This window comes from Streptomyces sp. AP-93, assembly GCF_022808175.1.
Lineage (GTDB): Bacteria > Actinomycetota > Actinomycetes > Streptomycetales > Streptomycetaceae > Streptomyces.
On sequence record NZ_JALGBX010000044.1, the window covers coordinates 25605 to 44608 of the forward strand.

The window sequence follows — 19004 nt, forward strand, 5'->3', positions numbered from 1 at the left end:
CGTACCGGGGGCCCCGCACGGCCTGCGAGACTCGGAGCATGCGGACCGAACTCACGGACACGACCTCCAGCAAGGTCAACCGGGCCCTGCTCGACGCGCGGCGAGCCGTCGGAAGCCCCACGATGGGGCTCGTGCTCAACCTCCTCGTCGCCACCGACGAGGAGAACGCCTACGACGCCCTGCGCGCGGCCTCCGAGGCCTCGCGCGAGCACCCCTGCCGGATCATCGTGGTGATCAAGCGCAGCGCGCGCGGCTCGCACCGGCTGCGGCCCAACCGGCTCGACGCCGAGCTGCGGGTCGGCTCCGACGCCGGTTCCGGGGAGATCGTGCTGCTCCGGCTGCACGGGACGCTCACCGAGCACGCGGGCTCCGTGGTGCTCCCGCTGCTGGTGCCGGACGCGCCCGTGGTGGCCTGGTGGCCCGCCGAGGCCCCGGTCGCGCCGGCCCGCGACCCGCTCGGCGCCCTCGCGCAGCGCAGGATCACCGACGCCGAGGCAGCCGCCGACCCGGTCGCCGCGCTCGACGTCCGGGGCGGCGCCTACGAGCCCGGGGACACCGACCTCGCCTGGACCCGGCTCACCCCGTGGCGCTCGCTGCTGGCCGCCGCCCTGGACCAGAAGCCGCTCCCGGTGACGGGCGCGGCCGTGGAGAGCGAGCCCGGCAATGCGAGCTCCGAGCTGCTGGCCCGCTGGCTGGAGGACCGGCTCGGCGTGCCCGTGGAGCGGGTGGCTACCGACGGCCCGGTCATCACCCGGGTCCGGCTGACGACCACGGCCGGGGAGATCCGCGTGGACCGCCCGGACGGGGTCCTGGCGACCCTGCTCCTGCCGGGCAGCCCCGACCGCAAGGTGGCGCTGAAGATCCGCAGCAGCGCCGAGCTCATAGCGGAGGAACTGCGACGGCTCGATGCCGACGAGGTCTACGCTTCGGCGCTGCGCTTCAGGCGGCCGGCCCAGGCGTCGCTCTCCGCGTAGTGGTTGTCGTAGACCGGCTGGCTGTCGATGATGTCCTGCACCGTGGCCTCGCCGGCCCGGACCCGGCCGAGCAGCCGGTAGTAGTCGAAGCGGCCCATGCCGGGGGTGAAGCCGACGAAGACCTCGGCGGTGGAGTCCGCGGCCGGGGCGAAGGCGTGCTTCACGCCCGGCGGCACGGCGAGGAAGTCGCCCTTGGACAGGGTGTGTATCTCGTCGCCGAGCAGGACGTCGAGCCTGCCGTCCGTGACGTGGAAGAACTCGGTCGCCTTGGTGTGGAAGTGCACCGGGGCACCCGCCGCGCCGGCCTCGAAGGTGGCCGTGTTGCAGGTGAGCTCTGCCGTGTCCGTGAGCAGGGTGATCAGGCTGCCGGGGCCATCGGAGATGATCTCGGCAGTGGCGGCGCGCGTCAGGTTCTCAGTCATGATCACGAGCTTAGGGGCAGGGTCTGACAATGCGCGGGCCACTCGCCCGAAGGGTCAATTCCGCTTACTGGAACCGCTGGTGGACGCTTTCTCGGCCTTCGCGGCGGCCTTCGCCTCCTGCTTGTGCGCCCGCACCTTGGCCAGCGACTCCGGGCCGGTGATGTCGGCCGCCGACCGGTAGACGTTCGCCGGTCCGTACCCGCCGGCCGCCTCGCGCCAGCCGCGCGGCCGCACCCCGAACCGCTTGCCGAGCAGCGCCAGGAAGATCTGCGCCTTCTGCTCCCCGAAGCCGGGCAGCGCCCGCAGCCGCGCCAGCAGCTCGGCGCCGGTCCCCACGCCGGTCCACACCATCGCCGCGTCCCCTTCGTAGTGCTCCACCAGGTACGCGCACAGCTGCTGCACCCGCTTCGCCATCGAGCCCGGGTAGCGGTGCACGGCCGGCTTCTCGGAGAGCGAGGCGGCGAAGGCCTCCGGGTCGTAGGCGGCGATCGCGTGCGCGTCCAGGTCGTCGGAGCCGAGGCGCCGGGCGATCGTGTAGGGCCCAGACAATTCCGTGTACGTTCCGCGTGTTACAGCAAGTCGTGTTGTGATTACGGAGCGTCCCTGTGGTCGATGAGTGGCAGCTGTTCTGGAGCGACAGAGGCGGCGAGTTCGCGGATCTGGCGATGGTCGGTGCTGATGACCTGGAAGAGCGTGAGCGGCGGTTGGGGATCCGGCAGCGGCAGCCGATCCTGGTCTCTCCCGAGGGCCGTGTAGACGCCCGGTTGAGCGAGTTCTTTCGCCGCCCGCCGTTCGTGGGGAAGGCGCCGGGTACGCAGGAGTCGTACGCGCTGGACTACCGCTTGTTCTTCACGTTCCTGTGGCGGTCGGGCCTGACCTGGGACCGCGCGACTGCGGAGGACCTGGAGGACTGGGAGGACTGGCGGCTTCGCGCCGAGGCCAACGACGCTCCGATCGGGGGCGCGAAGTGGGGGCGGGAGCTCGCGGCCCTGCGGCTGCTCTACGACTGGGCAACGGCACGGGGATACGTCGTCGTGAGCCCGGTGCGTCTGCGCTCAGTCCGTACACGGGACGGCGCGATGTCGGAGGTCCCCGAGCTGGCCCCGGCCGATGTCCGGACGTCGGACGTGAAGTGGCTGACGCCGAGGGCCTGGAAGCTGTGGCGGGATGTCGGCCTGCGGGGGATGCTGCCGGACGGGACGGAGGATCCGGCCTGGCGGGGCCGCAACGACGGACGGGACGCGGCGTTCGCCGACCTGCTCTACGGCAGCGGACTGCGACGCCGGGAGGCCGGGACGCTGCTGGTGCCCGAGCTGCCCCGGCTCGGCGATCAGCGGTTCTACGCGGCGCGTTTGGCGACCGCAGCGGCCAAACGCGCTGGCCGCCACTTCTACGTCAGCCACGCCAGCCTGCGGACGGTGAGCGACTACCGGCTGTCCACGCGGGCGTTCGCGGTACGCCGGGCCCAGGAAGCGGGCTCCTATGAACGGCTGGGAGGGGTTCGGGTCATCGAGGAGGTCACCCGGCGGGGTGAAGTTCGCTGGAGTGCACCGGGCGGCCGAGCGGGGCGGGTCGGGCTGAATGAACTCGACGACCGGCAGCGGTTGAGGCTGTTCGTCCGCGGACCGCAGGGCCTGGAGCCGGCGATGCTGTGGCTGACCGAGTCCGGTATGCCCCGCCGCTACCGGGGCTGGAGCAATCTGTTCGCCCGGGCCAACCGACGATGCGAGGCCCTGAGCCTGGAGCTGTTCGCCACGCCCCACATGGCCCGGCACTCGTTCGCGCTGCGCATGCTGGTGTCGCTGCATTACGCGATGGACCGCCGAATGGGGCTCAGCCCCGACCAGCGGCGCCACTACGAGGAGATCTACGGCGGCGTCTGGTCGATGGTCAAGGACCTGCTCGGGCACCGCTGGGAGGAGACCACCCGTGCGATCTACCTGGAACCGGTCCGCGGTCTGCAACTCGAAAGCCTGCTCACGGGCCGGGACGACAGCGAGACCACCGAGCTGCTGGCGTTGATCGCCGAACGCACCGGGCTGGTCCTCGACGTTCCCGGGGCCGTGGCGTGAGCGGTCGGGGACGGCGGGCCGCGTTGCCGGCCCAGCGGCATCAGCGTCCACCGAACGTGTCGGCCGACGGCCTGGCCGTTCACGCGCGGGGACCGCACGGGGAAGACCTGGGCCTGTTCGACTTCGGTCAGTGTCCCGGCTCGGAGGATCTCCGCCGTGAACTGGTGGCGGCTTTCGGTAAGTTGGCCGGGAAGGAGTGGAACGCGGCGGCGACCTTGCAGAGCCGGGCCAAACTGATGCGGCACTTCCTGCGGTGGGCCGCGGACCGCACCCCACCCGTCACCGGGGTCGGGCAGCTCACGCCCGCCGTCTGGAATGACTGGATCCTGCCAGGCGACTACCGGTGGAGGCTGAAGCGGCTGTTGCTCGCGGTGGAGTCACTGCCGCCGGCCACAAGTGCGGCTCTGAAGCTCTTCCGCGGTGGCGCCCCACGGCCCGGACCGGCCCGGACGTACTCCGAGGAGGAGTTCAGCGCGATCAAGGCTGCCGCGGCCCGCACCCTGCGCATCGCGCAACTGCGGATCGAGGAGAACACCGGGCTGCTGGAGCGGTGGCGGGCCGGACAGATCACGCCGGACTGCGCTGAGGAACAGCTGGCGGAAGTGCTGGACGGGCTCAGCCGGAACGGCTACCTGCCCTGGCAGCCTTCGGCCCGCGGCCACCGCCACCTGCACGAGCCGGTTCGCACCGTCGTGCACCGCGCTGGCGGTGCGGCGGCGATGACGGCCCGACTGTTCCCCACCTGCGCAGAGATGGGCGCCGCCGCCGTCCTGTTGATCTGCCACGAGGGATGGAACCTCTCCGTCCTCCAGAAGATGCGGATCCCCGGCCATTCGCCGAACGCGGACGCCACGGACGGCGCCGAAGTGATCCACAGGATCGCGACTGACAAGCCCCGTCGCGGGGCACGCCGGCGGCACGCCAGCAACAACCTGGTGGACCTCGGCGAAGGCACCGCCGGCCGGGTCGTCCGCCGGATCCTCCGCATCACCCAGCCTCTCCGGAACTTGCTGGAGAGCCTGGGCATACCGGACGACCGGCTGCTGTTGGCCTGGTCGCAAGACGGGCTGATCCAGGCAGACAACTGGGACGGGCAGACCCTGCCCTACTTCATCCGCGCATGGGCCGAGGGCCTCGACCTGACCCACGACGGCCGTCCGCTTTCCGCGCAGGCCCTGCGCAACACCGCGCAAGGCATCTACGGACGCCCCCGGAACAACACCCAGCGCACGCATGACGACGTCTACCTCATGCGCAACCCGGACATCCGCGAGGCATCCGCCGACGTGGTGGCCGCCGGCCTGCACGCGGCTGTCGATCACGCGTATGCACAGGTCGGGATGCGAGTCGTGGCATCCAGTCCGGACGGGGAGAGCGCGGAGGCGGTGGCGTCTGCCTCGGGGCTGACACCGGCCGTGGCCTTCGACATCCTCGGCGGCCGACTCGACACGGCGGTAGCCGCCTGCACCGACTTCGAACACAGCCCGTTCACCCCGTCCGGGCCCTGCGCGGTGTCGTTCCTGATGTGCTTCGCCTGCCCCAACGCGGTGGCCACCAGCCGGCACCTGCCACGGATCACCTATCTGCACCAAGGGCTCGCCGCGATCCGCACCACGGTCACGCCCGAGATCTGGGCCGCCGACTGGGCAGAGCACTTCGCCCGCGTCTCCGCGCTGGTGGAGGACCACACCACCGAACACAGCCGCCGGCGGTTCCTTGCGGAGCTGACGGACGACGACCACGCCCTGATCGACCGCATGATGGAAAGACGCCTCGACCCGTGACTCACCCGCTGCTTGAACACAACAACGCGCTGGTCAACCCCGCGCCGAACACCCCTGTCTTCACGCTGGACCGGGCCCGGCCGGGAGCCACGGACGCTGACGTTCCTCGCTTCGCCGACCCCATCTGGAACCTGGCGGCGCTCCGTCACGGCGAGGCGACGACGACCCTCAGCATCGTCTGGGAGAACTTCCCAGTGCCCTTGCGTCCCGCCTTCATGCGGGCGGCCTGGGCTCTGCTTAACCTCCCCACCCCGCTACCACTGATGGCCGACTCCCGGGCTGCCACCCGGGAACATCCGGCCGCCGCCACCCTCACACGGGGGATCAGAACCTGGAGCTATTTCGCCCGCTGGCTGGAGTCTCGATCGGTCCGCTCACTGGACGAGATCACACGCGACCTCATGACGGAGTACGCGGCCGAGCGTGGTGCACTGGGGACCTGCCGCACGGTGATCGTCCATGAGCTGTTCTCGATCACCCGGCTCTGGGCCTTCGCGCCGTTCCTACTGCCCGAGGACCGCATCCCCATGCCGCCCTGGGAAGACGCAGAAGTCGGCGGGACCGGCGCCTATGCCGACGGACTCAGGCAGTGGCAGCAACGTGGTGAGAACACCACCGCCCCCATCCATCCCTCGGTCGTGTCACCGCTGCTGGTCTGGGCCCTTCGCATGGTCACCGACTTTGCCCCCGACATCCTCTCCGCTCGCGGGGAGATGCGCCGGCTCCTCGACAACGCCTCCAGCCGCGCTGAACCCGGCGGCCGGGACAAGATCCGCACTTACTTCCGGCGCCTCGAAGAAACCGGCGAGCCTGCCCCTGGTTTCAACAGCCCCCGGATCAAGACTCTCCAGCAAGCCCACCGGCACCGAACGGGATCGCCACCGCCCCCGCTGCCGAGTCACAACCAGTACATTGCCGGCCTGCTCGGTGTGTCCGTGGGCCAGGTCAACCAGTTGGTCAGGTCCTGCTTGCGGGATTCCGACCGACTCACGACTGGGGACGGCGCCCCGCTGGCCACCGAGATCACTGGCAGCCTCGACGGCCGCCCGTGGCGCGGTCTGATCGACTTCGAAGAGGTCCAAGACCTGGCGGAACACCTGATGACCGCCGCTCTGATCGTCATCGCGTACCTCTCCGGCATCCGGCCCCAAGAGGTTCTGCAACTCCAACGGGGCTGCTGCACCACCGAACACCGCTCAGACGGGACCATTCGCCACCGTATTACCGGGCGCCACTTCAAGACCGTCACCGACAGCCGCGGGAACCAGATTCCTCAAGGCGCCCTGCGTGCTCATCCGTGGACCGTCATCGCTCCCGTTCAACAAGCTGTCACCGTGCTCGAAGACCTGACGGACGGCGAGCTGTTGTTCCCCCGATCACTCTCCAAGTGCCACAAACCCCGCACCTACCTCGGCTCAGCGCTGACGCCGGCCCTGGCCATCGCCCGTATCCGCCGGTTCTCCGCTTGGTCCAACGAGCTCGCCCGACACCACGGACGCGACCACGAAGCCATTCCGGACGATCCTGAGGGCGCCGTCACCCTGCGACGCTTCCGCCGCACGATCGCTTGGTTCATCGTCCGCCGCCCCTCCGGCCGCATCGCCCTGGGCATCCAGTACGGCCACCTGAGCGCATCGCTCGCGGACGGATACGGGGGCCGCTCGACTACGGACATGCTCCAGCTCCTGGACCTGGAACAAGCCCTGGCTACGGCGGAAACCCTTGCTACGGCAGCCGAACGTCTCACCTCCGGCGAAGGAGTTAGCGGCCCCGCGGTCGGCCGCTACATCACCGCAGCCAGCGAATTCCAGACCACCTACGCAGGCGGATTCCTCAGCAAGCGGCAGCACAAGGCCCTCATCGCAAACCCCCACCTTCAGGTCTTCGACCACCCGGAATCGTTCCTGACCTGCAACTACGACCCCCACGCGGCACTCTGCAACCCCGCACGCGGGGGAGCCGACGCCACGACCCAGCGCACCCCGAGTCACAGCCGCTGCCGCAGCGCCTGCCCGAACATCTCCCGTACCGACACCCACATGGACCTGGCTGCGAAAGAGATTGAGCAGCTCAGTGCCGAAATCAGTGACGGACTCCTGCCACACCCCATCCGACAGCGCCTCCAGCAACGACAGCAAGCGCTCGATGCCCTGATCGAGGCGCACCGGTCCACCCGCACCACCACCGGAGAAGGCGCCCATGTCTGACACCACCACGGCGCCGGCGCTTGCCGAGACCATCGGCGCCGCCCTCGCCATCGCTGCCGACACCGCATCCGGGGGGAACGCCGAGGATCGCAAGGAGATCCGCGCGATCACCGACGCCATGATCCGACTCCTGGCCGGTGTCCCTCTGCACTCCGACGGTCAGTTGACCGTCAAGTCGTTGGCCGCTGAATCGCAGCTCAAGCGCCACAAACTCACACACAAGCACACCGGGCTTAAGGATCTCTTCTATGCCCTCGTCCGTTCCCAGGACCACCGGCCACAGATCGCACAAGATCTCAAAGAGGACAACGACCGGCTCCGAGGACAGATGGCGTCCCTCCGGGAGGACCACCGAAAACTCAAGGAGCGGCTCGCCACCTTCGCCAGAGTCATCCACGTCCTGGAGGTCGAGAACCACCAGCTGCGGCAAGCACAGCCGGGCGGCGTTGTGCGGGCCTTCCCCGAACGCCAGCAGTAGGACATTCTCTCGGATGATCTGATCGAGCTGCTGTTGCCAGATCGAACGCTGAAGTGGGGCGTGCGGTAGGCCGGATCACCGGAAGGTGATCGACACCCGCCCTGAAGTGCGTACTCGCCCCCGTAGCGCCCCGTCCCCTGTATTACAGGCTCGCTGCCACGGCCGCCCCGGGCTCAGGTGGATGCTGGTCCCTCCGCCACATGTGGTGTCACGGTGCGTGCAGGATGCGCGCGAACCCAGTGTCGGGCCCCCAACCTGCGCATATTATGCGCCGTCAGACGTGATTCGGAGGGGGCCGTCGTGCCAGCGGACGAAAAGCAGCAGGAAGAGTCGGAGTTCGAGACCGAAGTCCTGCGGGTATCCAGGGCGCTCTTCGCCCCGGAGAACGAGTTCCAGGGGTCTACCTACATCGGCACTGCCGAACGTGACGGTGTCTTCGTCGGACCGGACTCAGTGACGATTGTCGAGTGCACGGTCTCCCGGCGAAAGGACAAGGCGGAGAAGGACGGCAGGAAGCTCCACGAGGCCTGCCTGGCTATGGTCCGCAAGTACCCGTTCAAGTCCGTCAAGGGCTTCTTCGTCACACGCGAGGAACCCACCGCCGATCAGCGCATGGTCATCAAGGGGTTTGGTCCGCCCCTGATCGCGTGCAGCTTCGCCCAGCTGCGGAGCCAGCTAGTCGACTCCCTGCGGTACCTCGAGCTGCGTATCTCCTACCCCTTCGGCAGCGCGCGCGAGCCAAGCAGCGGCGACCATGCGGACCTCAAGCCCTACGTCGCCGTCGACCCGGTGGAGAGTGGGACTGGTGAGCCGTACTCGGTCGCTCAGGTGGCCCAGCAGGTGAAGGACGGCAGGTCTGTCCTCCTGTACGGCGACTACGGGGCCGGCAAGAGTATGTTTCTGCGTGAGTTGTACCAGCGCCTCGCCAAGGCTCATCGCGCGAACGCGTTCCGGCCCTTCCCTATCCTCCTCAACCTGCGCGATCACCAGGGCCAGGTCTATCCTGTCGAAGCATTGGAACGCCACGCCCGCTCCATTGGGTTCCATTCGCCCTCGCAGTTGGTCCGAGCGTGGCGCTCGGGCGACGTGACGCTCATTCTTGACGGCTTCGACGAGATCGCGACACCCGGCTGGATCGGCAAGACGTCGGCGATGCGCGACATTCGCCGGCGGTCCGTGGAACTGGTGCGCAGGTTCTGCCAGGAATCGCGCTCCTCGACCTCCGTCGTCCTCGCGGGGCGGGCGCACTTCTTCGACAGCGAACGTGAGATGCGCACTGCACTGGGCGCCCGCACAGAATCCCTCTTCCTGATGGCGGGCGAGCCGACCGAGGAGCAGGCGAAGAAGATACTCGATGCCTACGGATGGCACGACGCTCTCCCGGACTGGCTGCCCTCGCGCCCTCTCCTCCTGAGCTACCTGGGCTCGTCGAGTGCCCTCCAGGGGTCCATCGAGGGGACGTTCGGCCGCTCGGCGGGTGAGGGCTGGCACATGATGCTGGACCGCATCGCTGAGCGGGAGGCAAGCATGGAGGTGGGGGTGGACGGTTTCACCGTCCGCAAGGTGTTGGAACGGCTCGCCACCCAGGCGCGGCGCTCCACGGACGGGCTGGGGCCCATCTCGCAGGACGAGCTGACCTCCGTCTTCCAGTCCGTGTGTGGTTACGCCCCGGATGAGGGTTCCTACCAGCTCCTGCAACGGCTCCCCGGGCTCGGGGCCATGGACAGCGTCGACGGTTCCCGGCGCTTCGTCGACGTCTCCCTCGCCGACGCCGCCCGCGCGGGCGACGTCGTGACCTGCGTTCTCGAACCGAACACGGAGATGCCGCTATTGGAGATGACGGGCAGCGTCGCCTGCCTGGATGAGGTCGGCATCGACGTGACCGCCGTGCGGCTGGAGCAGGAGACCACCGCGAGTTCGGGGCGCGCCTACTCGTCCGCCAACGCCCTCCAGCGCCGGGGGGTCTCAGATGCCGTCATCGCGGACATCACCCGGGTCGCCACGCGACTCTGGCCCGGGGAAGCGCCTCGCACGCCGATCTCCCTGCACGAGATCGAGCTTCGCAGCTTCTCGTTGACCGCCGACGCCAAGGGCTATGACTGGCTTAGCTTCCACGACTGCGTGATCCAGGAACTGGACTTCACCGACCACGACGGATACGCGCTCCCGCACTTCCAGAACTGCCTCATCGGGCAGATGACGGGGGTGGCCGGTTGGTCGGCGCTCCAGGAGGGCCGCTTCGTTGACTGTGAGGTGGCCCAGTTCGACGCGCAGATGTCGACAGCCAAGGGCATTCTCGCCCTGAAGACGACACCGATGAACAAGGTCCTGCTCACGATATTGAAGAAGATCTACGCCCAGCGAGGCACGGGGCGGAAGGAGTCCGCGCTCTTCCGCGGACTGGACGCCAAGCACCGGGAGCTCGTCCCGGAGGCGGTGCAGCGGCTCACCGGGGAGGGACTAGTCACCTCCGCCCGGTCCAGCGGCACCAAGATCTACCTCCCGGTTCGGGGCATGGCGAGCCGGGTCCGGCGCATCCTCCAGGCTCCTCAGTCGAGCGCCGACAGCATCCTCGAGTAGGCGGTCTTTCGTTCAGAGAAGTCGGCAGAGGTCCGTACAACTGGCTGCGTCCAGGTGCCGTAGACGGCACCTGGACCGGGTGCTGACCGCGGCCGGCCCAGGCCGACGACGAGAGTCTGGATTAGGCCGTCTCGGTGGACTCCACGATCGTGCACGCCCACCAGCACGCGGTCGGGGCCCGCAAAAGGGCCCCGACTGGCGAGTCGGATGACCATGCCATCGGACGATTCCGCGGCGGGCTGACACGAGAACGCCGAGCATCGACTACTTACGCAACACGCCCAGAGTGGACACGGAACGAGAACGCCCATTCCATGGGTACCTGCTGGTCCAGCAGCATCCCGACCAGCGCGGCGAGCGGGCTGCGGCCCAGCAGCGCGTCGGCCTCCGGCTGCTGGGCGAGCCGGATGGGGACGGCTGATTCCCTGGGGTTCTTGTCGTTCTTGTCGTTCCTGTCGATCGTGTTGTTCCTGTCGTCCATGACTCCAGGGTCCCGCGCGGCGGTGCTCCCCGCGCGATTGTCAGACCCCGCGCCTAGCGTGAGTACCGAGACGGGTCACGTCGTACACGACACAGGAGTCGATCGATCATGACTGAGTTCACGGAAGGCGCGCCCTGCTGGGCGGACGCGATGTTCTCCGACCTGGAGGGCGCGAAGACCTTCTACGCCGACGTGCTCGGATGGACCTTCGGAGAGTCCAGCACCGAGTACGGCAACTACACGCAGGCCTACTCCGACGGCAAGGCCGTCGCGGCCATCGTGCCGCCGATGCCGGGGGCGGAGGGCCATTCGCAATGGTGTCTCTACCTCGCCTCGTCCGACGCGGCGGCCACGGCCGCGAAGATCAAGGCGGCCGGCGGCGAGCTCCTCATGGAGCCGATGCAGGTCGGCTCCTTCGGCACGATGGCCATCGCCAAGGAGCCGGGCGGCGCCGTCTTCGGCGTCTGGCAGCCGGGCGACCACAAGGGCTTCGAGAAGACCGGCGAGGCGGGCGCGTACTGCTGGGCCGAGTTCTTCTCGCGCGACGTGGCCAAGACGGACGCGTTCCTCCCGCAGGTCTTCCCGTACGAGAGCCAGCAGATGGACGCCGGCGACGACCCGGAGATGGCCGGGATGGACTTCAAGGTCTTCAGCCTGGGCGGCCCGGAGAACCCGGTGCTGGGCCGGATGAACATGGGTGCCGACTTCCCGCCGGGGATGCCCTCGTACGTCCAGGTCTACTTCGCGGTCCCGGACTGCGACGAGGCGGTCGCGAAGACCCAGGCCCACGGCGGCAAGCTGCACTTCGGCCCGATGGACAGCCCCTTCGGCCGCTTCGCGGCGGTGACGGACCCGCAGGGTGCGGCGTTCGCGGTGATCGACGTGGAGAAGACGGTCGGCGAGATGCCGAACTTCGCCTGACGGGCGGTGCGACGGCGGTGAGGGAGCGGTGCGGGAGCGGTGCGGGGGCCCCGCCCCCGCACCCTCGTGCGTCCTACGCGGCGAAGCCGAGGGCGAAGGCGGCGACGACCGGGGCCATGTAGATCACCGGGAAGGGGGCGTGGGCGTAGGCCCGGGCCCGGACCACGGTGATCACGGCGCCGGTGTAGTAGAGGACCAGGCCGATGCCGGCGGCGACGCCGACGGCCGGGACGAAGAGGCCGGCCAGCAGGCCCAGCGCCCCGGCGGCCTTGGCCGCGCCGAGCGGGGTCCACCACGCCTGGGGGACCTTGTACTGCTCCATGGCCTCCACCACCCAGGGGGCGCGGCGCAGGAGCGAGTACCCCGAGAAGCCCGACATGGCGGCGGCGAGTACGGCGACGACGGTGGCGGCGATGTCCATGAGGGGCTCCTCGGCAGGCGGTGCGGGCGGTTTTTTGTTCCTCACCGCACTGACCCGCGCCACCGCACGGGTGTGACAGGAACCCCGAAGATTTTTTTATCGGCGCATCGGCCAGCCGCCCGAGTGGTTTCGGGTGGCGGATGCGACGGGTCGAACGCAAGTCGACGCAAGGCCGCCTAGCGTCGATCTTGAACCGAACTGTCTACGTAAGAGGTCGAACCACCCATGAGCCTGAGCATCCGCAACCAGATCGCCGGCACCGTCACCTCCGTCACCTCGGGCGAGGCCATGACGACGGTCAAGGTCCGCCTGGAAGGTGGCCAGGACATCACCGCCGCGATCACCACCGATGCCGCCAAGGACCTCGGCCTCGCCGCGGGCTCCTCCGTCAAGGCGCTGGTCAAGGCCACCGAGGTCGCCCTGGCCACCGGCGCCGTCGACGGCATCTCCATCCGCAACCAGATCGCCGGCACCGTCGCGGACATCGCCACCGGCGGCGCCATGGCGTCCGTCAAGGTGGACGTGAACGGCGGCGGCCTGACCGCCGCCATCACCAAGGACGCCGTCGAGGCGCTCGGCCTGGCCGCCGGGTCCTCGGTCGTCGCGCTGATCAAGTCGACCGAGATCTCCCTCGCGACGGTCTGACCCGACAGCGGTCCTAGGGCCGGGGCGGCCGCCCCGGCCCTACAGCCCCAGGCTCGGCGGAGACAGCGCGCCGAACCACACGTGCGTGACGGCGCTGACGTAGCGCGCCCCGCACCGGTCCGAAGGGACCACCAGCTGCGCACCCGCCTCGTCGAGGTCTTCGCCGTCGAGGCGGGTCGCCAGCAGCACCGGGCTCGCGCCGAAGTCGGGGTCCAACTCGGCCCAGGACAGCATCGAATGGTGGCCGTCCCCGCCGGTCACGGCGAGCAGGAACCGCGAACGGTCCTTGCGGCGGCGGGCGTCGAAGGCCGGGCCGGCGTCCGAGATGACCTCCCGGAGCAACGGGCCCTCGAACACGTGGTGCTGCGGACCGTTCGTCGCGCAGTCGAACGTGACCGCGGCCCGGCGCTGTGCCCAGTCCCGCAGATCCGCGACGCTGAGCGTCGCCGGGTGGTCCAGGTCTCCGTGCAGCATGAGTTTGGCCATGAGTCACTCATGCCCGGCCCGCCGCCCTCCGGAACCTCGTCTGCGAGGTTGGGAGGTTGATATGAGCCGCATCTGTGCATGCAATAGTCGCTTCTGCCTGGCAGATTCAGATTCACCATCACGAGGGGCAGGGTCGGCCGCCGGCTTCGTGGATCTTCTGCCAGACGACGTCCCGCGTCACCGGCAGCTCCGTGAAGCGGATCCCCGTCGCGTCGCGCAGCGCGTTGGCGAAGGCGGGGGCCACCGGGTTGAAGGGGCTCTCGGACATCGACTTGGCGCCGAGGGGGCCGATCGCGTCGGAGGTCTCCATGAAGTGGACCTCCGTACGCGGGACATCGGCGTACTGCGGGAGGCGGTAGCGGCGGAAGGCGGCCGTGGTGACCTCCCCGCGCTCGTCCACCCGTACGGTCTCGAAGAGGGTGGCGCCCAGGGCCTGGGCGACTCCGCCCTCGACCTGGCCCCGGCACTGCATCGGGTTCATGACCTTGCCCGCGTCCGCCGCGTGGACGCTGCGCAGGATCTTCATCTCGCCCGTGCCGGGATCGACGGCGATCCGGAACCACTGGGCGTTGAAGGCCACCGAGCGCGGGGAGCCGCCCCAGTGGCCGTCGGCGGCGATCTCCTCCAGCTTCCCCTTGTCGTACGCGGCCTCGTACAGCTCCTTGAGGGTGACGACCCGGCCCGCGCAGTCGAAGGCTTCGGCGGACAGCTTGCACAGGTGCCGGGCCACGCCCGTGTGGCGGGCGGCGAAGGTTTTGAGGCGCTCGGCGAGGGAGTCGGCGGCCAGCAAGACCGCCTTGCCCGCCACCACCGTGCCGGCCGAGCCGAAGGCGCCGGTGTCGTGCCGGACCACGTCCGTGTCCGACTGGCGGACCGTGATCCGGTCGACCGTGGTGTTCAGGGCGCCGGCGGTGATCTGCTTGTGGACGGTGGTGGTGCCGTTGCCGAACTCGGCCGTGCCCACCGCGATGTCGTACGTCCCGTCCCGCAGCAGGCTGATCCGGGCGTCGGCGTAGTGACCGCCGGGCGGGCCGGTCGCGATCATCGCGACCGCCGTGCCCTGCCCCGTGAGCCAGCCCTCGGGAACGTCCTCGTGGCTGCGGTCCTCGGCGATGGCCTTGCGGACGACGTCCATGCACTGCTTCATGCCGTACGAGGCGATGAAGAGGTCCTCCTCGTGGCCGATCGGGGTCACCATGTGGTCGCCGGGGCCGATGACGTTCTTCTCGCGCAGGACGAGCGGGTCGATGCCGAGCCGGACGGCGAGCTCGTCCATCACCGATTCGAGGGCGAACAGGACCTGGCCCAGGCCGTAGCCGCGGAAGGCGCCCGCGGGCACGGCGTTGGTGTAGACGGAGTAGGCCTCGACCTGCTTGTTCGGGGCCTTGTAGACGGCGAAGGACTCGCCGACGCTGTGGAACATGACGGCCGGGCCGTGGTTCCCGTAGGCGCCGGTGTTGGAGACGACCCGGATGCGGAGCGCGGTGAGGGTGCCGTCGGCCTTGGCGCCGATCTTGATGGTGATCTTGAAGGGGTGGCGGGTGGTGGCTCCGTAGAACTGCTCGGCCCGGGTGAATTCGAGTTTCACCGGGCGCCGCAGTTTCAGGGCCGCGAGGACCACGATGTCCTCGGTGAGCATCTCCTGCTTGCCGCCGAACCCGCCGCCCACGCGGCCCGCGACGACGCGGACCTCGTCCTCGTTCAGGTCGTAGAGGGCGCACAGGGCCCGCCGGGTCAGGAACGGTGCCTGGGTGGAGGAGCGGACGGTGATGCGTTCGCCCGGGGAGCCGTCCTCCTTGGGCTCGAAGTACGCGACGCTGCCGTGGGTTTCCAGGCTGGCGTGCTGCACGCGCTGGGTCTGAAAGGTCTCCTCGTGGACGACATCGGCTTCCGCGTACCCCTTCTCCATGTCGCCGAGGGTGTTGTGGACCTCCCCGCACACGTTGTTCTCGGCGCGGAAGATGCCCGACTCGGGTCCCTTGGGGTGGATGACCGGGGCGCCCGGGAGCATGGCCTCCTCCGGGTCGATGACGTACGGCAGTTCCTCGTACGTGACCACCACGCGGCGGCAGCCCTCCTCGGCGGCCTGCTCGGAGTCGGCGACGACAGCCGCCACGCGCTGGCCGGCGAAGCGGACCACGTCGTCCAGGACCCGGGTGTCCATCGGGTCCTCGGTCGGGTGCTCGTGCCGGGCCGAGGAGTACAGCCGGTCAGGGGCGTCGTGGTGGGTGAGGACGGCATGCACGCCCGGCACCTGGAGGGCGTCGCGGGTGTCGATGGCGACGATGCGGGCGTGCGGGTGCGGGGAGCGCAGCAGCTTCATGTGGAGCAGACCGGGCACGGCGACGTCGAAGGTGTAGCGGGCGGTGCCGGTGACGACCTGGGGTCCGGCGGGGGCCCCGAGGCTCTTGCCGACGGCCTGGCCCGCCTCGGGGGTTTCGACGTGCTGCACGCCGCGTACGGCGTCCTCGATGGCGCGGTATCCCGTGCAGCGGCAGATGTTGCCCTTGAAGGCGCGGGGGAGGTCCTCCAGCTTGCCGTCGTCGTGGGCGGTGCCCCGCTCCGCCTGGAGGGCGGAGGTGGTCATCAGGAACCCGGCGGTGCAGAAGCCGCACTGGAAGCCCTGGGCGTCGAGGAACTGCTGCTGGACGGGATGCAGTTCGCCGCCCGGCGAGCACAGTCCCTCGACGGTGGTGACGGAGCGGCCCTCGGCGCGGACGGCCGGGTAGAGGCAGCTGTGGACGGGCTGCCCGTCGACGTGGACCGTGCAGGCGCCGCAGTCGCCCTGGTCGCAGCCCTTCTTCACGCCGAACCAGCCGCGCTCGCGCAGGTAGGTGCGCAGGCACTGGCCGGAGCGGGGCTCCTCGGTGAAACGCTGCTTGTTGATGTCGATCTCGTAGCTCATCGGAAAGCCTCCTCGGAGTCGAGCTCGCGGCGGATCTCCTCGGCGAGGAGCAGCGCCATGTGCCGCCGCCAGGCGGGGAGTCCGTGGATGTCGTCGTACCACTCGTCGGGCCGGACGGTGTCGTCGATCGCCCGGCGCAGCTCGGCCGACGTGGGCGGCAGCGCGAACCAGAAGCGGAAGGGGCGGGTGGTGGCGGCCGAGACCGTGACGGCGAGGGAGCCGTCCCGGGGGTCGTGGGCACCGATGACGAGGGCGCCGGAGCGGCCGAGCCCGTAGAGGGAGGCCTGCCGGAAGGCGGTACGGGAGTCCAGGGCGCGGGCGGGCAGGCGGACGGAGCGCAGCAGTTCGCCGTCGCGCAGGTCCTTGACGCCGGCTCCGCGGATGAAGTCGGTGACGGGCAGACGGCGGGTGGCGCCGTCCTGGCCCTGGAGGAGGACGGTGCCGTCGAGGGCGGCGGTGAGGGAGATCATCGGGCCGGCGGGGAGGCCGTTGCAGAGGTTGCCGCCGACGGTCGCCATGTTCCAGATCTTGAAGCTGGCGAGGAAGGCGCGGCAGCACTGTTCGACGAGCGGCGCGGCCGTGGTGGGCAGGGTCCGGCCGAAGCGGGACAGCTCGGTGATGGTGCAGGTGGCGGCGATGTCGAGGGAGCCGTCGGGCTGCCAGGACAGGGGCGGCCAGCCCATCCGGGAGAGGTCGACGAGACGGCGGATGTGGGGCTGGGGCTCGGAGAAGAGGTACGTGCCGCCGCCGAGCCAGGCGTCACCCGGACGCCAGGGTTCGCGGCGGCGGGCGTCGCGTACGTCGAGCACCGTGTTGAGATCCATTTCCCGCCATCCTTTCGGTCGTCGGCTGGGCGATTCCGTCGGCCGGTTCAGTGAAACAACGGGCCGGGGGCGGGGACGACTGGTCCCCGGCACGGAAAACGGCGAGGGCGGACCGGATCTCCCTGGTGAATCATCCAAGAGGCTGTTCGAAGGGATGTCCTTGCATTTACCATGGCAAGCCTCATATTCGCCTCGCGATTGTGGGCTGCCACCCGCCGCAAGGAGTCCCCGCCATGCACGTCCTCGACCTGCTTCAGTCCGACAGCCTCGGCCTCACCCTGCTCTGGGGCGAGCAGTCCCTTCTCGGCCAGGAGGTCAGCGGGGTGACCGCCACCGACCTGGAGGACCCGGGCCGGTTCCTGGGTCCCGGAGAGCTCGTGCTCAGCGGCCTCGTGTGGTGGCGTCCGGGGGAATCGGCCGCCAGGACCGACCGCTTCGTCGCCGCCCTCGCCGACGCCGGGGCGCGGGCGCTGCTGGCCGGCGAGGAGACCCACGGAAAGGTGCCCGAGGAGCTCGTCGCCGCCTGCCGGGCCCACCGGATGCCGCTGGTGGCGGTGCCCGCGCGGACCAGCTTCCGGGCCGTGACCGAAGCGGTGTACCTGCGCCAGTGGGGCGACCTCAGCCGCCGCCCGACCCGGCACTTCGCGCTTCCCGAGAACGTGCGCAGCGAGCTCAGCGGGCTCCTGGAGGGCGGGGCGGGGCCGGCGGAGCTGCTGGACCGGGCGTGCGCGCACCTGGGCCGGCTGCCCTGCTACCTGCTGACCGCGAGCGGCCGTACGGTGGCCCGTACTCCCTCCGCGCCCGTGATCCCGGCTCAGCGGGCCGCCTCCGCCGCGAAGGGCGGGGTCTCACTGGGCGTCGAGGCCGAGAGCTCCCCGTACGACGCCTGGCTGCTGCACCTCCCGGACGCCGACGCCGCGCCGCCGCGGGTGCTCCACGAGATCGCCGAGGTGTTCGCGCAGTACCGCGACGGGGAGGCCCGCCGGGTCGCCGCGCACCGGGCGGCCGGGCGCGACCTGCTCGCCCTGGTGGCGGCCGAGGCCGAACCCGACCTCCTCGGCGCCGCGCTCCAAGCGGCCGGGCTGCCCGCGGGGGGCCCGTACCGCGTGGTGACGACGACCGACGGGGACGCGCTGGCGGAGGCGCTGGGGCACCTGGAGGGCGTCCGGTGGGCGGCGGGGCCGGGCGGGGCGGTGCTGTACGAGGGCCCTGACTGGGGTGCGGGCGGGAGCGCGGGCGGGAGCGCGGGCGGGGCCGGAGCCGCCGGCACCGCCGATCTCGCCGACCGGCTGCGTTCCGTATGGCCGCTGCTCCAGGCGTGCGCCGGCCCGGGGGCCGATCTGCGGCTCGGCGTGGGCGCGCGGGCGGCTACGGCCGACGGGCTACGCGCGTCACTGTGCCAGGCGCGCTTCGCGCTGACGGCGGCGGACGCGGTCGTCGCGGTCCGTGGGGTCGAGCAGCTGGACACCCTGACCGAACTGCTCTCGGGGGTCCCGCCGGAGGTGCGCGGGGTGTTCGGGGCGCGGACCCTGGGTTCGCTCGGGGACGGGATGCTGCGGGAGACCCTGGAGGTGTTCCTCGCGAACAACTGCTCGTGGACGCGTACGGCGGAGGCGCTCCACCTGCACGTGAACACGGTCCACTACCGGATCGAGCGGGTGGAGGCCCTGACCGGCCGCGACCTCTCGCGCCTCGACCACAAGCTGGACCTGTACGCGGCGCTGCACTGCTAGTACTCCAGCAGTACTTTGTGGCTTGACCTGGGGAAACGTCGAGCGGTGGGAGTGTAGCGGGCAGGTTGCCG

At 70.0% G+C, this 19004-nt stretch carries 15 protein-coding genes and 2 pseudogenes; 10 read left to right on the plus strand and 7 right to left on the minus strand.

What is annotated here, in order from left to right; translation table 11 throughout:
• The first annotated feature begins 38 nt into the window (after nucleotides 1-38).
• Complete coding sequence (gene opcA / locus MTF69_RS40630; protein WP_243341837.1) at nucleotides 39-974, plus strand: glucose-6-phosphate dehydrogenase assembly protein OpcA; 936 nt, start codon at nucleotides 39-41, stop codon at nucleotides 972-974.
• Here opcA and MTF69_RS40635 read toward each other — a convergent pair.
• The gene (locus MTF69_RS40635) at nucleotides 920-1396 is read right to left on the minus strand and encodes a cupin domain-containing protein (protein ID WP_243341838.1); all 477 of its coding nucleotides are present in this window, start codon (nucleotides 1394-1396) and stop codon (nucleotides 920-922) included. The two genes, opcA and MTF69_RS40635, sit on opposite strands and share 55 nt — an antisense overlap.
• A gap of 54 nt (nucleotides 1397-1450) precedes the next feature.
• Nucleotides 1451-1945, minus strand: coding sequence for an HhH-GPD-type base excision DNA repair protein (locus MTF69_RS40640; protein WP_243341839.1), 495 nt, complete (start codon nucleotides 1943-1945; stop codon nucleotides 1451-1453).
• A gap of 56 nt (nucleotides 1946-2001) precedes the next feature.
• Here MTF69_RS40640 and MTF69_RS40645 point away from each other — a divergent pair, with 56 nt between their 5' ends.
• The 6 genes and pseudogenes from MTF69_RS40645 to MTF69_RS40670 all read left to right on the plus strand — a co-directional run.
• The gene (locus MTF69_RS40645) at nucleotides 2002-3468 is read left to right on the plus strand and encodes a site-specific integrase (protein ID WP_243341840.1); all 1467 of its coding nucleotides are present in this window, start codon (nucleotides 2002-2004) and stop codon (nucleotides 3466-3468) included.
• Nucleotides 3469-3632: 164 nt separating this feature from the next.
• Nucleotides 3633-5252, plus strand: coding sequence for a hypothetical protein (locus MTF69_RS40650; RefSeq protein WP_243341841.1), 1620 nt, complete (start codon nucleotides 3633-3635; stop codon nucleotides 5250-5252).
• On the plus strand, nucleotides 5249-7459 hold the full coding sequence (locus tag MTF69_RS40655) for a hypothetical protein (protein ID WP_243341842.1): 2211 nt from the start codon (nucleotides 5249-5251) through the stop codon (nucleotides 7457-7459). Before MTF69_RS40650 ends, MTF69_RS40655 begins: the two co-directional genes overlap by 4 nt.
• Nucleotides 7452-7937: a hypothetical protein gene (locus MTF69_RS40660; RefSeq protein ID WP_243341843.1), complete on the plus strand. Its 486-nt coding sequence runs from the start codon at nucleotides 7452-7454 to the stop codon at nucleotides 7935-7937. Before MTF69_RS40655 ends, MTF69_RS40660 begins: the two co-directional genes overlap by 8 nt.
• A gap of 300 nt (nucleotides 7938-8237) precedes the next feature.
• Nucleotides 8238-10517, plus strand: a complete 2280-nt coding sequence (locus MTF69_RS40665) for an NACHT domain-containing NTPase (protein WP_243341844.1) — start codon at nucleotides 8238-8240, stop codon at nucleotides 10515-10517.
• Between the two features lie 128 nt (nucleotides 10518-10645).
• Nucleotides 10646-10801: pseudogene (locus MTF69_RS40670) on the plus strand (IS5/IS1182 family transposase); the annotation flags it as partial.
• Between the two features lie 14 nt (nucleotides 10802-10815).
• On the opposite strand, the pseudogene MTF69_RS40675 reads toward MTF69_RS40670, so the two are convergent.
• A pseudogene (locus tag MTF69_RS40675) lies at nucleotides 10816-10998 on the minus strand (hypothetical protein); the annotation flags it as partial.
• A gap of 108 nt (nucleotides 10999-11106) precedes the next feature.
• Here MTF69_RS40675 and MTF69_RS40680 point away from each other — a divergent pair.
• Complete coding sequence (locus tag MTF69_RS40680) at nucleotides 11107-11919, plus strand: VOC family protein (RefSeq protein WP_243341845.1); 813 nt, start codon at nucleotides 11107-11109, stop codon at nucleotides 11917-11919.
• Nucleotides 11920-11992: 73 nt separating this feature from the next.
• On the opposite strand, the gene MTF69_RS40685 is transcribed toward MTF69_RS40680, so the two are convergent.
• Complete coding sequence (locus MTF69_RS40685; RefSeq protein WP_243341846.1) at nucleotides 11993-12340, minus strand: DoxX family protein; 348 nt, start codon at nucleotides 12338-12340, stop codon at nucleotides 11993-11995.
• Between the two features lie 225 nt (nucleotides 12341-12565).
• Between MTF69_RS40685 and MTF69_RS40690 the strand changes: the two genes are divergently transcribed.
• Nucleotides 12566-12985 carry a molybdopterin-binding protein gene (locus tag MTF69_RS40690; RefSeq protein WP_243341847.1) on the plus strand — a complete coding sequence of 140 codons (420 nt, stop codon included), beginning with the start codon at nucleotides 12566-12568 and terminating at the stop codon, nucleotides 12983-12985.
• Nucleotides 12986-13024: 39 nt separating this feature from the next.
• Here MTF69_RS40690 and MTF69_RS40695 read toward each other — a convergent pair whose 3' ends face one another.
• The 3 genes from MTF69_RS40695 to MTF69_RS40705 form a co-directional block, all read right to left on the minus strand.
• Nucleotides 13025-13471, minus strand: a complete 447-nt coding sequence (locus tag MTF69_RS40695) for a molybdopterin-dependent oxidoreductase (protein WP_243341848.1) — start codon at nucleotides 13469-13471, stop codon at nucleotides 13025-13027.
• Nucleotides 13472-13589: 118 nt separating this feature from the next.
• Complete coding sequence (locus tag MTF69_RS40700; RefSeq protein WP_243341849.1) at nucleotides 13590-16376, minus strand: molybdopterin-dependent oxidoreductase; 2787 nt, start codon at nucleotides 16374-16376, stop codon at nucleotides 13590-13592.
• Nucleotides 16373-17200: a xanthine dehydrogenase family protein subunit M gene (locus MTF69_RS40705; RefSeq protein ID WP_243341850.1), complete on the minus strand. Its 828-nt coding sequence runs from the start codon at nucleotides 17198-17200 to the stop codon at nucleotides 16373-16375. The genes MTF69_RS40700 and MTF69_RS40705 overlap by 4 nt, the downstream gene beginning before the upstream one ends.
• Before the next feature lie 233 nt (nucleotides 17201-17433).
• Here MTF69_RS40705 and MTF69_RS40710 point away from each other — a divergent pair, with 233 nt between their 5' ends.
• Nucleotides 17434-18933: a helix-turn-helix domain-containing protein gene (locus MTF69_RS40710; RefSeq protein ID WP_243341851.1), complete on the plus strand. Its 1500-nt coding sequence runs from the start codon at nucleotides 17434-17436 to the stop codon at nucleotides 18931-18933.
• The last annotated feature ends 71 nt before the right edge of the window (nucleotides 18934-19004 follow it).